Annotated in this window: 8 protein-coding genes, 2 tRNA genes and 3 rRNA genes; 3 read left to right on the top strand and 10 right to left on the bottom strand. The window is 55.9% G+C overall.

Annotation, left to right across the window (positions count from 1 at the left end):
• Positions 1 to 63 precede the first annotated feature (63 nt).
• Positions 64 to 1,184, top strand: a protein-coding gene (locus tag DTA15_RS12050; protein WP_102896096.1) for an IS3-like element IS407 family transposase whose coding sequence is annotated in 2 segments (ribosomal slippage) — positions 64 to 322 and positions 322 to 1,184 — 1,122 coding nt in all. Because the reading frame shifts where the segments join, the coding sequence is not laid out codon by codon here.
• 10 nt (positions 1,185 to 1,194) lie between these two features.
• Here DTA15_RS12050 and DTA15_RS12045 read toward each other — a convergent pair.
• The 4 genes from DTA15_RS12045 to DTA15_RS12030 all read right to left on the bottom strand — a co-directional run bounded on the left by DTA15_RS12045 (position 1,195) and on the right by DTA15_RS12030 (position 5,902).
• The gene (locus DTA15_RS12045) at positions 1,195 to 1,737 is read right to left on the bottom strand and encodes a type I restriction-modification system subunit M N-terminal domain-containing protein (protein WP_006493928.1); all 543 of its coding nucleotides are present in this window, start codon (positions 1,735 to 1,737) and stop codon (positions 1,195 to 1,197) included.
• 931 nt (positions 1,738 to 2,668) lie between these two features.
• The gene (locus DTA15_RS12040; RefSeq protein ID WP_012492321.1) at positions 2,669 to 4,039 is read right to left on the bottom strand and encodes a hypothetical protein; all 1,371 of its coding nucleotides are present in this window, start codon (positions 4,037 to 4,039) and stop codon (positions 2,669 to 2,671) included.
• 153 nt (positions 4,040 to 4,192) lie between these two features.
• Positions 4,193 to 4,693, bottom strand: a complete 501-nt coding sequence (locus tag DTA15_RS12035) for a DUF8743 domain-containing protein (protein WP_197535352.1) — start codon at positions 4,691 to 4,693, stop codon at positions 4,193 to 4,195.
• Positions 4,694 to 4,781: 88 nt separating this feature from the next.
• Positions 4,782 to 5,902, bottom strand: a protein-coding gene (locus tag DTA15_RS12030) for an IS3-like element IS407 family transposase (protein WP_102896096.1) whose coding sequence is annotated in 2 segments (ribosomal slippage) — positions 4,782 to 5,644 and positions 5,644 to 5,902 — 1,122 coding nt in all. Because the reading frame shifts where the segments join, the coding sequence is not laid out codon by codon here.
• 134 nt (positions 5,903 to 6,036) lie between these two features.
• Between DTA15_RS12030 and DTA15_RS12025 the strand changes: the two genes are divergently transcribed.
• Complete coding sequence (locus DTA15_RS12025) at positions 6,037 to 6,369, top strand: hypothetical protein (protein WP_012492320.1); 333 nt, start codon at positions 6,037 to 6,039, stop codon at positions 6,367 to 6,369.
• A 242-nt stretch (positions 6,370 to 6,611) separates the two neighbouring features.
• Here the strand turns inward: DTA15_RS12025 and rrf are convergent.
• The 6 genes from rrf to DTA15_RS11990 all read right to left on the bottom strand — a co-directional run bounded on the left by rrf (position 6,612) and on the right by DTA15_RS11990 (position 13,165).
• Positions 6,612 to 6,724 (bottom strand): 5S ribosomal RNA (gene rrf / locus DTA15_RS12020).
• Positions 6,725 to 6,877: 153 nt separating this feature from the next.
• Positions 6,878 to 9,758, bottom strand: a 23S ribosomal RNA gene (locus DTA15_RS12015).
• Between the two features lie 276 nt (positions 9,759 to 10,034).
• Positions 10,035 to 10,110: transfer RNA gene (locus DTA15_RS12005), tRNA-Ala, on the bottom strand.
• 38 nt (positions 10,111 to 10,148) lie between these two features.
• Positions 10,149 to 10,225: transfer RNA gene (locus DTA15_RS12000), tRNA-Ile, on the bottom strand.
• Positions 10,226 to 10,288: 63 nt separating this feature from the next.
• Positions 10,289 to 11,821 (bottom strand): 16S ribosomal RNA (locus DTA15_RS11995).
• The 16S, 23S and 5S rRNA genes sit together here with 2 tRNA genes alongside, the layout of an rRNA operon.
• Before the next feature lie 567 nt (positions 11,822 to 12,388).
• A complete protein-coding gene (locus tag DTA15_RS11990) occupies positions 12,389 to 13,165 on the bottom strand; it encodes an enoyl-CoA hydratase (protein ID WP_006491102.1) in 777 nt (258 codons plus the stop codon).
• A 129-nt stretch (positions 13,166 to 13,294) separates the two neighbouring features.
• On the opposite strand from DTA15_RS11990, the gene paaN reads away from it, so the two are divergent.
• Positions 13,295 to 15,001: a phenylacetic acid degradation protein PaaN gene (paaN, locus tag DTA15_RS11985; protein ID WP_006491101.1), complete on the top strand. Its 1,707-nt coding sequence runs from the start codon at positions 13,295 to 13,297 to the stop codon at positions 14,999 to 15,001.
• Positions 15,002 to 15,082 lie beyond the last annotated feature (81 nt).

Below are 15,082 nucleotides of genomic sequence, written 5' to 3'. Positions count from 1 at the left end.
TGCCCCCTGCAAACAGGGCCAGCCGGAGTCTAGTAAAGTTCGTTTTCGGAGAAGAAGACGAACATGAAGAAGCGCTTTACGGAACAGCAAATCATCGGGTTTCTGAAGGAAGCCGAGGCCGGTATGCCGGTCAAGGAACTGTGCAGGAAGCACGGGTTCAGTGATGCGTCGTTCTACACTTGGCGTGCGAAGTTCGGCGGCATGGAGGTCTCGGAAGCCCGCCGGCTCAAGAACCTCGAGGTGGAGAATGCCCGGCTGAAGAAGCTGCTGGCCGAAGCAATGCTCGATATGGAAGCGTTGAAGGTCGTCGTCAAGGGAAAGCCCTGAGCCCGCAAGCCAAACGCGAAGCAGTATCGGCGATTCGGGGGAAGGTCAACATCTCCGAGCGCCGCGCCTGCCGGCTTGTCGGGCTTTCTCGCAGCGTGCTGCATTACGACGCGAAGCCAGACCACGAGAATGAGGTGCTAGCGGCGCGTCTGGTGGAGTTGGCACACGAACGTCGTCGATTCGGCTACCGCCGATTGCACGCCCTAGTGGAACGCGAAGGCACGCACGCCAATCACAAGCGCATCTATCGCCTGTACCGTGAGGCAGGGCTGGCTGTGCGGCGCCGTCGCAAGCGCCACGGCGTAATGATTGAGCGCGAGCAACTGGCATTGCCGGGCGCCCCCAACGAGGTGTGGTCAATCGATTTCGTGATGGATGCGCTTTCCAACGGCCGGCGCGTGAAGTGCCTGACCGTCGTCGACGACTTCACGAAAGAGGCTGTCGACATCGTTGTCGACCATGGCATCTCAGGTTTGTATGTCGCTCGGGCATTGGACCGCGCAGCTCGCTTCCGTGGCTATCCCAAGGCGGTGCGAACAGACCAGGGCCCCGAATTTACGAGCCGCGCGCTTGACCAGTGGGCGTATGCGAACGGCGTCGCTCTGAAGTTGATTCAGGCGGGCAAGCCAACGCAGAATGCGTACATCGAATCGTTCAACGGCAAGTTCCGCGACGAATGCCTTAACGAGCACTGGTTCACGACGCTCGCGCATGCTCGGGCAGTCATCGCGGCATGGCGTCAGGACTACAACGAGCAAAGGCCGCACAGCGCACTGAACTACCTTGCGCCGTCAGAGTTTGCGGCGAAACATCGGGCAACCGCGGATACTCCTGCCGCTTTCCAGGAGTTGGTTTAAAGGGACTTTGCTAGAAGCCCATTGGCCCTATTGATGGGGGCAGGTCAACGCGGCCAAGTATGTCGCGTGCGCGTCCCCGGCTACCTTTGAAGCCGATGCCGGCGATGAGGTCAATCAGCCCCTTCATCTTTACCGGCTCGATGCCGCGGCGAGCGTAGTCGCGTGGCAATTTGCCCTTGAGATTCGCGTTGTCCCTCTCGACGGCAAGGATCGCATCATCGATCAGCGTGGCAATGTCGGGGCGTGTCGCTTGATTCTGCAGGTTCGACCAGCGCGCCTCGGGTGGCACCCAAAACACGCGCTCGGCGGTGTACTCGTCGCGCGATTCGAGCAGGCGTTCGAGCTGTTCGCCCTTGATGCCATCGTTCGTCAGTTCGGCACGCAGGTCGTCGCGGCGGCTCTCGAAACTGTCGGAGATGTATTTGAGAAATAGCAAGCCAAGGACAACATGCTTGTATTCAGCAGCATCCACCTGGCCGCGCAAGGTGTCGGCGGTTTTCCACAGTGTGTCTGCGTAGGTGAGGTCGATGGTGTCTACTTCAGTGCTCGCCATCAGTGCTCCGTTTTGATTTCATTCATAGTGCTGCGTCCGCTCAACCTCCATGAGCGCCGCTCGGAAGGCCTAAAGTTTGGCTAAGGGGCGGCCAATGGCGCATCTTGGGTATGTCCCGAGTGCGCGACGCGAACGACGTGAGCCACCTGCTAGATTGCCCTGCCGAACGCTGGAGATTGTGCCAGCGGCGAGCATAACCCGCCGAGCGCTTGGCGTGTCGTTTTTCGCCCAAAAGGTGACGGTGCTGCGCGTCTGATTTTGAAAGCAAATCCATTGCTGAACACGCGTAACGACCAAATCAAACACTTACTTCCGATTCGTCACGGAAAACGGTTGGTCGACGCGGTCGATGCCACCGATGCCACAAACCTACTGAACATAGAGAATCGGACCACCGCTGAAAAATTGCACCTTGGAACCGTCCGGGCGACCAATCTTACAACGGCTTGAATCACACAAGCTTGTGTGTCGCTTGGGCGAAGAGATCATAGGTCCGGTGCTTCTGCTTCCGATCGGGAAGAGTCACGCGGCCGCGCTATCCGCTTAAGGTCGGGGGTTTTTCTCGCTCGAGCAAACGGCCTCCTTGATCGAGCACGTTATTGATGAGCTTGCGTGCGTAGTAGCGGAGAACAAAGGCATCCGTCCTTTGGGGTCGAGCGGATCCCATACTTCACCGCTTGTCGATGTGTCGACCAGACAACTCAGTAATGCACGAAAGGACACCACTAGTGCTTTAAAAATCTATGCATTCTCGTTCAGCATATGAAACTCGAGTGGCGGGGAGACGGCAATCCAGCACATCCTCCGTATTGTATATTTATCCACCAATAATTAAATTCTACAAAATACATCCTCCCACACACTCCATTCCAGCAAATCAAACCGCACTACACCTTCCAACGCCCCTTCAAATCAGCACCAAGAACATAAATTAATACCAAGGTTTCCTGGTAAATTGAGGCACATCCTTCGTTTCGACGGCAATAAGTATTGCACGGCCCGTTTCATAGAAATTCCGGATCATTTTCTTGAGCGTTTCAGACTGAGCTCCCCGAGTTCCAATCCAGCCATCGTGAACACTGGCAGAAAACTGTGAATTCGTGAGATAGCGAGGAGCATCTTCAAAGGTGATTTGAACCCCACCTCTTGGCCCTTTGGGGCCGCTTGGACTCAATAAGTAATGCACATATTTACGCGGAAGATACATCCCCTTTACCAACTCACCAGAGGCTGGCTGAAGTCCTCTGTTTGGCACCATTTTCATCATAAAGCCATCGTCACTCAGTCGATAGTCAGCATGAGATCTGATGGCATCGTCGGAATGAATTTCCTTATAGAAATTATCCATTCTTTCCAACTCACTCGCAAACTGAGCATCTGGACGATATACAAAACCCCCACCCTCTTCAGACATCAATTTATATTGCACAAGAACAAACAATCCATAGAACTCGTTATAGTAAATTAAATCCACCCCTAGTGTGTGCTCAAGATCGTTTCTATTTGCATAGAGAACGTTGAGCGAACGATTACCTTGCTTGAAGACGGATACTCCAGACTCATGAATCGAAGTCATACCCGGCCAATTAAATAAATCATGCTGAATCGCAGATTCTTCTTGCAAGTAGCGCTTTGGTATCCCCATCAAAAATGATGACTGCCCCTTTGGCAAGTTAGCCAACTTCGCTGATGAGTCATCCTCATTTATTTCTTCAACAAAACCCTCGCTAGGCGCCCACTCGGTTAGCACATGCTCGCGAAGCTGGTTACTACCGGAGAAGATATCTAGTGAGATGCCCAAAGCCTCCCTCTCCTGGATCAATATCTCGGCTGATTGACCGCTCAGACGGAGACCGGAATAGCGTCGGAGTGCAAGAAGTCGATCGATCTCGCCAGCTAATCCTGGACGTTCCAACTTTATAGCATCAACTAAAACAGACCATGTGGTATCTGGGATAGCTCCGCCAATACCTTGTGACGCTTTAATGAAGTACTGTTTTAAGCGATTTGTAAGCCTTGACTCAATGGCTGGGAGAGGAACCTGTGATAAATTCACGAGGCTGGAGAATTCGACTTTAGACTTCGAAGTCGCGACACGCCTCCCTTTTTTCGCTATAGCTATATAGTCAATCGTGACTTCTGAAAAACACAGAAGCGCAATATTAAGTTGCCCGATATCCCAATCATAGACACTTAGCGCATCCGAGAATGGTTCATAACTCCCCTCAACCTTTTGTCGAATCAAGTCGCGTCGCCTATTTTCATCGAAATAAATAAGCAGCCCCGTGTTTTTTGACGTCATATGCCGAACCTAAAATAGTATCCCAAACGTTCACCACACGCCAACATCAATTATTTCCAGAAAATTATGACAAAGATAGCGCTCAAAATTAATTTTAATCCTCCAGAAAATCATATTGAAGCAGTTATCCCAATTTCACCGTCGCTGATTCATTTATTCAGACGACGCCCATACCTGGTCCAAGTTCTCCGCGGCGATCACCTTGTCTCTCAACGCGTAGCGTGGCGACTGCATATTGATATCACTATCGACAGAGCGTGGAATTGGACCAATCTGCTTTGCCTTCCCCTTGAAGTGAATCATGTATTTTCCCGTATCGTTGTACGGGATAATTGATTCAATCTCTGCAATGTGAGTTATTGCGGCCACCGGCGCAACCTGATACGCAGCAATATATTTTAGCTTCGGGATATGCTTCGCATTGATCCTAATCGCAAACCAGCAGTTTTCGCCTAAATAGCGTCGATTAAATCCATCTTCTCTAGCTGGCACAACGACTGTGTCGAACTTCTCGCTACCTGTAGCAACTGCCTGTATTTGATCAGAGGTATCGCCCTGCTTTGGCGCATTGAATGCATTGATTCCAAGCATCGGTAAGATCAACAACATGTCAGCAAAAAATGCTTGCGCAGTCGCCCTCGCAGCGGGTGCCATCGTTGGCGTTGTCGGATTGTTTTTGTTCAGTAAGATTGCACTGACCTGCCCCCATCAATAGGGCCAATGGGCTTCTAGCAAAGTCCCTTTAAACCAACTCCTGGAAAGCGGCAGGAGTATCCGCGGTTGCCCGATGTTTCGCCGCAAACTCTGACGGCGCAAGGTAGTTCAGTGCGCTGTGCGGCCTTTGCTCGTTGTAGTCCTGACGCCATGCCGCGATGACTGCCCGAGCATGCGCGAGCGTCGTGAACCAGTGCTCGTTAAGGCATTCGTCGCGGAACTTGCCGTTGAACGATTCGATGTACGCATTCTGCGTTGGCTTGCCCGCCTGAATCAACTTCAGAGCGACGCCGTTCGCATACGCCCACTGGTCAAGCGCGCGGCTCGTAAATTCGGGGCCCTGGTCTGTTCGCACCGCCTTGGGATAGCCACGGAAGCGAGCTGCGCGGTCCAATGCCCGAGCGACATACAAACCTGAGATGCCATGGTCGACAACGATGTCGACAGCCTCTTTCGTGAAGTCGTCGACGACGGTCAGGCACTTCACGCGCCGGCCGTTGGAAAGCGCATCCATCACGAAATCGATTGACCACACCTCGTTGGGGGCGCCCGGCAATGCCAGTTGCTCGCGCTCAATCATTACGCCGTGGCGCTTGCGACGGCGCCGCACAGCCAGCCCTGCCTCACGGTACAGGCGATAGATGCGCTTGTGATTGGCGTGCGTGCCTTCGCGTTCCACTAGGGCGTGCAATCGGCGGTAGCCGAATCGACGACGTTCGTGTGCCAACTCCACCAGACGCGCCGCTAGCACCTCATTCTCGTGGTCTGGCTTCGCGTCGTAATGCAGCACGCTGCGAGAAAGCCCGACAAGCCGGCAGGCGCGGCGCTCGGAGATGTTGACCTTCCCCCGAATCGCCGATACTGCTTCGCGTTTGGCTTGCGGGCTCAGGGCTTTCCCTTGACGACGACCTTCAACGCTTCCATATCGAGCATTGCTTCGGCCAGCAGCTTCTTCAGCCGGGCATTCTCCACCTCGAGGTTCTTGAGCCGGCGGGCTTCCGAGACCTCCATGCCGCCGAACTTCGCACGCCAAGTGTAGAACGACGCATCACTGAACCCGTGCTTCCTGCACAGTTCCTTGACCGGCATACCGGCCTCGGCTTCCTTCAGAAACCCGATGATTTGCTGTTCCGTAAAGCGCTTCTTCATGTTCGTCTTCTTCTCCGAAAACGAACTTTACTAGACTCCGGCTGGCCCTGTTTGCAGGGGGCAGGTCACGGGCCGCATGGGCTGCCACCCATACGACCCGCTGACCACCACCAACTCGGACAAGGAGTCGGAAGATGGCTAACGCCTATAGTAAGTCACGTCCCAAGAAGCTCAAACAGTATCCCGAGGTTGAGCTGACCCTCGGCAACAAGCCGGACCTTCCCCAGGATGGCCAACCGTACATGCCATGGATGCGCGCCATCGACGCGCATTTCGAGATGTTCGGATTCAAGCCGGGTGATCGCGTCTATCTCCGGTTCAGCTTTGCTTCCCGAAGAGTCATCATCACGCCCGACTACAGCGCGCTGAACTGGCGAGAGCAGCCCTATGGTGCAGCTGCCCAAGAAGAGGATGAGGCTGAGGACTACGCAGCGCTGGCCGCTTTGCGCGGCTCTACTGCCTGGTGATGGCTCGGCGTGAAGCACTTCGGCACACGCGTTGACGCAAATGGTCCGCGGTGAGGCTGCAGGCAACTTCAACAATCGTCACAACAGACGAAAAGTTGCGTTCCGTCCTCTCCGCACCCGGCAGCATTACAAGCCTCAGTGCGTGCAGCACGACATGCAGCCATGCCAAACACTCCACGCACATTTCTGCCGCTGAAATGCAAAAACCCCCGCCTTTCGGGCGGGGGTTCTTGGCTTAGGGAGCCTGACGATTACCTACTTTCACACGGGAATCCGCACTATCATCGGCGTAGAGTCGTTTCACGGTCCTGTTCGGGATGGGAAGGGGTGGGACCGACTCGCTATGGTCATCAGGCAAAGAGGGTTGTTCTGCTGGCGTGGCCAACAGAACCAATCTGGGAAGAAGCAGTAATTAGGTTGTGTGTATCACACACGAGAATTCAACATGTCGCTTTGGATCGCGACCGGTGCTTTCGCACGGCGCCGATCTACAAGGCAGACTTGTTATAGGATCAAGCCTTACGGGCAATTAGTATCAGTTAGCTGAACGCATTACTGCGCTTACACACCTGACCTATCAACGTCCTGGTCTCGAACGACCCTTCAAGGGGATCTAGTCCCCAGGGATATCTCATCTTAAGGCGAGTTTCCCGCTTAGATGCTTTCAGCGGTTATCTCTTCCGAACATAGCTACCCGGCGATGCCACTGGCGTGACAACCGGTACACCAGAGGTTCGTCCACTCCGGTCCTCTCGTACTAGGAGCAGCCCCCTTCAAATATCCAACGCCCACGGCAGATAGGGACCAAACTGTCTCACGACGTTTTAAACCCAGCTCACGTACCTCTTTAAATGGCGAACAGCCATACCCTTGGGACCGGCTACAGCCCCAGGATGAGATGAGCCGACATCGAGGTGCCAAACACCGCCGTCGATATGAACTCTTGGGCGGTATCAGCCTGTTATCCCCAGAGTACCTTTTATCCGTTGAGCGATGGCCCTTCCATACAGAACCACCGGATCACTATGACCTGCTTTCGCACCTGCTCGACTTGTCGGTCTCGCAGTTAAGCACGCTTATGCCATTGCACTATCAGCACGATTTCCGACCGTACCTAGCGTACCTTCGTACTCCTCCGTTACGCTTTGGGAGGAGACCGCCCCAGTCAAACTGCCTACCATGCACTGTCCCCGACCCGGATCACGGGCCAAGGTTAGAACCTCAAACAAACCAGGGTGGTATTTCAAGGACGGCTCCACCGAAACTAGCGTTCCGGTTTCATAGCCTCCCACCTATCCTACACAGATCGGTTCAAAGTCCAATGCAAAGCTACAGTAAAGGTTCATGGGGTCTTTCCGTCTAGCCGCGGGTAGATTGCATCATCACAAACACTTCAACTTCGCTGAGTCTCGGGAGGAGACAGTGTGGCCATCGTTACGCCATTCGTGCAGGTCGGAACTTACCCGACAAGGAATTTCGCTACCTTAGGACCGTTATAGTTACGGCCGCCGTTTACCGGGACTTCAATCAAGAGCTTGCACCCCATCATTTAATCTTCCGGCACCGGGCAGGCGTCACACCCTATACGTCCACTTTCGTGTTTGCAGAGTGCTGTGTTTTTATTAAACAGTCGCAGCCACCAGTTTATTGCAACCCCTTCACCCTCCTGGCGCAGGCCAGTCAAGCTACAAGGGCGTACCTTATCCCGAAGTTACGGTACCAATTTGCCGAGTTCCTTCTCCCGAGTTCTCTCAAGCGCCTTAGAATACTCATCTCGCCCACCTGTGTCGGTTTGCGGTACGGTCATCGTTAGACTGAAGCTTAGAGGCTTTTCTTGGAACCACTTCCAATTGCTTCGCTCCCGAAGGAGCTCGCGCCACACCCTTGAATTACGCGCCCGGATTTGCCTAAGCGCCTTCTCCAATGCAGCGACCGGGACTTCCAACACCCGGACAACCTTCCGCGATCCGTCCCCCCATCGCATCTAACAATGGTGCAGGAATATTGACCTGCTTCCCATCAGCTACGCATTTCTGCCTCGCCTTAGGGGCCGACTCACCCTACGCCGATGAACGTTGCGTAGGAAACCTTGGGCTTACGGCGAGGGGGCCTTTCACCCCCTTTATCGCTACTCATGTCAGCATTCGCACTTCCGATACCTCCAGCACCCTTTACAAGGCACCTTCGCAGGCTTACGGAACGCTCTCCTACCATGCGAGCAAGCTCGCATCCGCAGCTTCGGTATATAGCTTAGCCCCGTTACATCTTCCGCGCAGGACGACTCGATCAGTGAGCTATTACGCTTTCTTTAAAGGGTGGCTGCTTCTAAGCCAACCTCCTGACTGTTTTAGCCTTCCCACTTCGTTTCCCACTTAGCTATATTTGGGGACCTTAGCTGGCGGTCTGGGTTGTTTCCCTCTTGACACCGGACGTTAGCACCCGATGTCTGTCTCCCGTGATTGCACTCTTCGGTATTCGGAGTTTGCTATGGCGGGGTAATCTGCAATAGACCCCCCAACCATGACAGTGCTCTACCCCCGAAGGTGAGACACGAGGCACTACCTAAATAGTTTTCGGAGAGAACCAGCTATTTCCAGGTTTGTTTAGCCTTTCACCCCTATCCACAGCTCATCCCCTAACTTTTCAACGTTAGTGGGTTCGGACCTCCAGTACGTGTTACCGCACCTTCATCCTGGCCATGGATAGATCACCTGGTTTCGGGTCTACGCCCAGCAACTGAACGCCCTATTCGGACTCGCTTTCGCTACGCCTGCCCTATACGGTTAAGCTTGCTACTGAACGTAAGTCGCTGACCCATTATACAAAAGGTACGCCGTCACCCCTTACGAGGCTCCGACTGTTTGTATGCATGCGGTTTCAGGATCTATTTCACTCCCCTCCCGGGGTTCTTTTCGCCTTTCCCTCACGGTACTGGTTCACTATCGGTCGATCACGAGTATTTAGCCTTGGAGGATGGTCCCCCCATCTTCAGACAGGATTTCACGTGTCCCGCCCTACTTGTCGCACACCTAGTTCTTTCATACTGTTTTCGCCTACAGGGCTATCACCTGCTATGGCCGCACTTTCCAGAGCGTTCGGCTAACAATACAAATAAAGAGTGCAAGGCTCATCCCATTTCGCTCGCCACTACTTTGGGAATCTCGGTTGATTTCTTTTCCTGCGGTTACTTAGATGTTTCAGTTCACCGCGTTCGCTTCGCATGGCCTATGTATTCAGCCATGGATACTCCAAAAGGAGTGGGTTTCCCCATTCGGACATCTACGGATCAAAGCTTGTTTGCCAGCTCCCCGTAGCTTTTCGCAGGCTACCGCGTCCTTCATCGCCTGTGATCGCCAAGGCATCCACCACATGCACTTGTTCGCTTGACCCTATAACGAGTCTGTCTCGTTACAGGTTGAGTTCTCGCGTTGTGCCGTATTCCAATTGAGTCGAACATAGAGTTCGAATCATCTTGAGATACATCGATACAATCACAACCCGGATAGTTTCCACGTCCATCTCAAGACGCTTCCGCTATCCAAATTACTTACTTCTTCCAGATTGTTAAAGAACGACAGCCGATATCTGTTGATATCCTCTGACTGGCTCAATCGCCAATGACAAAGACTCGAACAATCGTCATTCGAATGTTTGTCATTGAGGATTGGTGGAGGCAGACGGGATCGAACCGACGACCCCCTGCTTGCAAAGCAGGTGCTCTCCCAGCTGAGCTATGCCCCCATGTACAGATTTGCCTCAGGTGTGTTACCGCCAGACAATGGTGGGTCTGGTTGGATTCGAACCAACGACCCCCGCCTTATCAAGACGGTGCTCTAACCGACTGAGCTACAGACCCCTGAGTCTGTCTTTAATTTACAGCCGATAAGCGTGAGCGCTCAACTTCGCGAGATAGCTCTGGAAAGGAGGTGATCCAGCCGCACCTTCCGATACGGCTACCTTGTTACGACTTCACCCCAGTCATGAATCCTACCGTGGTGACCGTCCTCCTTGCGGTTAGACTAGCCACTTCTGGTAAAACCCACTCCCATGGTGTGACGGGCGGTGTGTACAAGACCCGGGAACGTATTCACCGCGGCATGCTGATCCGCGATTACTAGCGATTCCAGCTTCATGCACTCGAGTTGCAGAGTGCAATCCGGACTACGATCGGTTTTCTGGGATTAGCTCCCCCTCGCGGGTTGGCAACCCTCTGTTCCGACCATTGTATGACGTGTGAAGCCCTACCCATAAGGGCCATGAGGACTTGACGTCATCCCCACCTTCCTCCGGTTTGTCACCGGCAGTCTCCTTAGAGTGCTCTTGCGTAGCAACTAAGGACAAGGGTTGCGCTCGTTGCGGGACTTAACCCAACATCTCACGACACGAGCTGACGACAGCCATGCAGCACCTGTGCGCCGGTTCTCTTTCGAGCACTCCCACCTCTCAGCGGGATTCCGACCATGTCAAGGGTAGGTAAGGTTTTTCGCGTTGCATCGAATTAATCCACATCATCCACCGCTTGTGCGGGTCCCCGTCAATTCCTTTGAGTTTTAATCTTGCGACCGTACTCCCCAGGCGGTCAACTTCACGCGTTAGCTACGTTACTAAGGAAATGAATCCCCAACAACTAGTTGACATCGTTTAGGGCGTGGACTACCAGGGTATCTAATCCTGTTTGCTCCCCACGCTTTCGTGCATGAGCGTCAGTATTGGCCCAGGGGGCTGCCTTCGCCATCGGTATTCCTCCACATCTCTACGCATTTCACTGCTACACGTGGAATTCTACCCCCCTCTGCCATACTCTAGCCTGCCAGTCACCAATGCAGTTCCCAGGTTGAGCCCGGGGATTTCACATCGGTCTTAGCAAACCGCCTGCGCACGCTTTACGCCCAGTAATTCCGATTAACGCTTGCACCCTACGTATTACCGCGGCTGCTGGCACGTAGTTAGCCGGTGCTTATTCTTCCGGTACCGTCATCCCCCGACTGTATTAGAGCCAAGGATTTCTTTCCGGACAAAAGTGCTTTACAACCCGAAGGCCTTCTTCACACACGCGGCATTGCTGGATCAGGCTTTCGCCCATTGTCCAAAATTCCCCACTGCTGCCTCCCGTAGGAGTCTGGGCCGTGTCTCAGTCCCAGTGTGGCTGGTCGTCCTCTCAGACCAGCTACTGATCGTCGCCTTGGTAGGCCTTTACCCCACCAACTAGCTAATCAGCCATCGGCCAACCCTATAGCGCGAGGCCCGAAGGTCCCCCGCTTTCATCCGTGGATCGTATGCGGTATTAATCCGGCTTTCGCCGGGCTATCCCCCACTACAGGACATGTTCCGATGTATTACTCACCCGTTCGCCACTCGCCACCAGGTGCAAGCACCCGTGCTGCCGTTCGACTTGCATGTGTAAGGCATGCCGCCAGCGTTCAATCTGAGCCAGGATCAAACTCTTCAGTTCAAACCTGTTACTGTTTTCGGTTCTTTCGAACCGGTCGCTCACTCAAAGCTGACAGGAATATGAATCACTTCATAAACCTGACTTACTTTAGTGTGAGACTCTTGATACTTTTGCTATCTGATCCGAGGATCAGCTCGCTGTCATCAAGCGCCCACACTTATCGGCTGTTAATTTTTAAAGAGCATGTCTGCGAGGGATCTTGAACCCCTCAGCAGCGCTGCGTTTTCAGCAGCAGAGAAGCGAGATTATGAACCGTGTTTCGCAGTTCGTCAACAACTTTCTGAACGACTTCGTTGCGACTGCGGGGCTCAACTTCCGTACCGCCGAGGCTCGCTACCTTCCGAACTCCAACGGCACTGCTTCCCTTCCCTCCGCGCCGCGTTTCCGTTAGCGCGAAAGAGGCGTGATTCTAAGCACCTGTCCCCATCCATGCAAGCGCTTTGTGAAGAAAGTTTGAAAAAGCCTCCGTGCGCTACCGCGCACGGAGGCTTTTGATGAACGGGGCAAGGCGATCACGCCGATAACCGGTGCAGGCCAGCCACCGGACACCCGACCGACGCCAGTCGATCAGCGGTGCTTGAAGACCGGCTTCCGCTTCTCGACGAATGCCGCCATCCCTTCCTTCTGATCTTCGGTTGCGAACAGCGAATGGAACAGCCGGCGCTCGAAGTGAACGCCTTCAGCCAGCGTCGTCTCGTACGCGCGGTTCACCGACTCCTTGACCATCATGACTGCCGGCAACGAAAACTCGGCGATCGTGGTGGCGGCGGCAATCGCCTCGTCGAGCAGCTTGTCGGCGGGCAGCACGCGTGACACGAGCCCGGCACGCTCCGCTTCGACAGCGTCCATGAAGCGCGCGGTCAGGCACATGTCCATCGCCTTCGCCTTCGATACCGCGCGCGGCAAACGCTGCGTGCCACCCGCCCCCGGCATGACGCCCAGCTTGATTTCCGGCTGACCGAACTTGGCCGTGTCCGCCGCGAAAATGATGTCGCACATCATTGCCAGCTCGCAGCCACCGCCCAGCGCAAAGCCCGAAACCGCGGCAATGATCGGCTTGCGGATCTCGCGGACCGTCTCCCAGTTGCGCGTGATGTAGTCGCCCCGATAGACATCCATATAGGAGTAGGTCGCCATCATGCCGATGTCCGCACCGGCCGCGAACGCCTTTTCGCTCCCGGTCACGACGATCGCGCCGATGTCGTCGTCCGCATCGAACGCCTTCAGCGCGGCGCCCAGCTCATCCATCAGCGCATCGTTCAGCGCATTCAGCGCCTTCGGACGGTTCAGCGTCACCAGACCGACACGCCCCCGGGTCTCCACCAGGATGTTCTCGTAAGCCATCTATTTCTCCTCGATCAATGAAATGAGAAACGCCTCGCACATGCGAATAGTTTGATGCTACCATTCTCCGACCAACCGGTCGGTTAATTAATCGATCCAATCCCTCTCAACGTTCATCAGGCCGCCGCCATGACCCATGCCCTGTTCACGAAGCACGAAGACACGCTGAAACACGCACTCGCCGCCATCGAGAGCCGCGGGTACTGGAGCCCGTTCGCCGAAATGCCGAGCCCCAAAGTGTACGGGGAAAGCGCAAGCGCGGACGGTGAGGCCGCGTTCAAGTCGCACCTCGACACGACCTTCGTACTCGACCAGCCGGCGACCGGTGAAACGGTCGGCGCCGAGCGCTCGCCGTACGGCATCGCGCTGGGCGTCCGGTACCCGAAATCGACGCCCGACGCACTGATCGCCGCCGCCGCCGCCGCGCAACGCACGTGGCGCGAAGCTGGCCCGAGCGCGTGGGTCGGCGTCAGCCTCGAAATCCTGGCGCGCCTGAACCGCGCAAGCTTCGAAATTGCCTACAGCGTGATGCACACCACCGGGCAAGCCTTCATGATGGCGTTCCAGGCCGGCGGCCCACACGCGCAGGACCGCGCCCTCGAAGCGGTCGCCTATGCGTGGGACGAGCTGCGCCGCATCCCGGCCGATGCGCACTGGGAAAAGCCGCAAGGCAAGAACCCGCCGCTCGCGATGCACAAGCGCTATACGATCGTGCCGCGCGGCACGGGCCTCGTGCTCGGCTGCTGCACGTTCCCGACCTGGAACGGCTACCCCGGCCTGTTCGCCGACCTGGCAACCGGTAATACGGTGATCGTCAAACCGCACCCGGGCGCGATCCTGCCGCTCGCCATCACGGTGCGGATCGCCCGCGACGTGCTGCGCGAAGCCGGGTTCGATCCGAACGTCGTCACGCTGCTGGCGACCGAGCCCAACGACGGCGCGCTGGTCCAGGAGCTCGCGCTGCGCCCCGAGATCAAGCTGATCGACTTCACCGGCAGCACGCAGAACGGCACGTGGCTCGAACGCCATGCCCATCAGGCACAGGTCTACACCGAAAAAGCCGGCGTCAACCAGATCGTGATCGATTCGACCGACGATCTGAAGGCCGCCGCCAAGAACATCGCGTTCTCGCTGGCGCTGTACTCCGGCCAGATGTGCACCGCACCGCAGAACATCTACGTGCCGCGCGACGGCATCCGGACGGCCGACGGCCACGCGAGCTTCGACGAAGTCGCGCAAGCCATCGCGGTTGCCGTGCAGAAACTCACCGGCGACCCGGCACGCTCGGTCGAACTGATCGGCGCGATCCAGAACGACGGCGTGACCGCGCGCATCGACGACGCACGCAAGCTCGGCCGCGTGCTCGCCGACAGCCAGACCCTCCAGCACCCCGCGTTCCCCGATGCGCGCGTGCGCACGCCGCTCGTGCTGCAACTCGACGTGGCCGACCGCGAGAAATTCACGCAGGAGTGGTTCGGCCCGATCTCGTTCGTGATCTCGACCGACTCGACTGCCCAGTCGCTCGACCTGGCCGGTGAAATCGCCGCCGAGCATGGCGCACTGACCCTCTCCGTCTACAGCACCGACGACGCGATCGTCGATGCCGCGCACGACGCGGCGGTGCGTGGCGGCGTCGCGCTGTCGATCAACCTCACGGGCGGCGTATTCGTCAACCAGTCGGCCGCGTTCTCCGACTTCCACGGCACGGGCGCGAACCCGGCGGCCAACGCCGCGCTGGCCGATCCGGCATTCGTCGCCAACCGGTTCCGCGTGGTGCAAAGCCGCGTCCATGTTGCCCCGAAGGCGGTACCTGCGGAAGCCGGCCAGACGGCATAACCCGATTGGCCGACGTGCAAACGCCGCCATGTTCTCTACCATGAACGAATCCGCCACCCGGCGGGTTCGTCACTCATCGAT

It is taken from the genome of Burkholderia cenocepacia, from assembly GCF_900446215.1.
Lineage (GTDB): Bacteria > Pseudomonadota > Gammaproteobacteria > Burkholderiales > Burkholderiaceae > Burkholderia > Burkholderia cenocepacia.
Note: the sequence above shows the minus strand (reverse complement) of the source record. Positions and strands in the feature narration are given on the sequence as shown.

Excerpts from the sequence above, each read along its gene's own strand:
- DTA15_RS12035 (WP_197535352.1), bottom strand. The coding sequence starts at position 4,693 with ATGGCACCCGCTGCGAGGGCGACTGCGCAAGCATTTTTTGCTGACATG.
- paaN (WP_006491101.1), top strand. The coding sequence starts at position 13,295 with ATGACCCATGCCCTGTTCACGAAGCACGAAGACACGCTGAAACACGCA.
- DTA15_RS11990 (WP_006491102.1), bottom strand. The coding sequence starts at position 13,165 with ATGGCTTACGAGAACATCCTGGTGGAGACCCGGGGGCGTGTCGGTCTG.
- DTA15_RS12040 (WP_012492321.1), bottom strand. The coding sequence starts at position 4,039 with ATGACGTCAAAAAACACGGGGCTGCTTATTTATTTCGATGAAAATAGG.
- DTA15_RS12045 (WP_006493928.1), bottom strand. The coding sequence starts at position 1,737 with ATGGCGAGCACTGAAGTAGACACCATCGACCTCACCTACGCAGACACA.
- DTA15_RS12025 (WP_012492320.1), top strand. The coding sequence starts at position 6,037 with ATGGCTAACGCCTATAGTAAGTCACGTCCCAAGAAGCTCAAACAGTAT.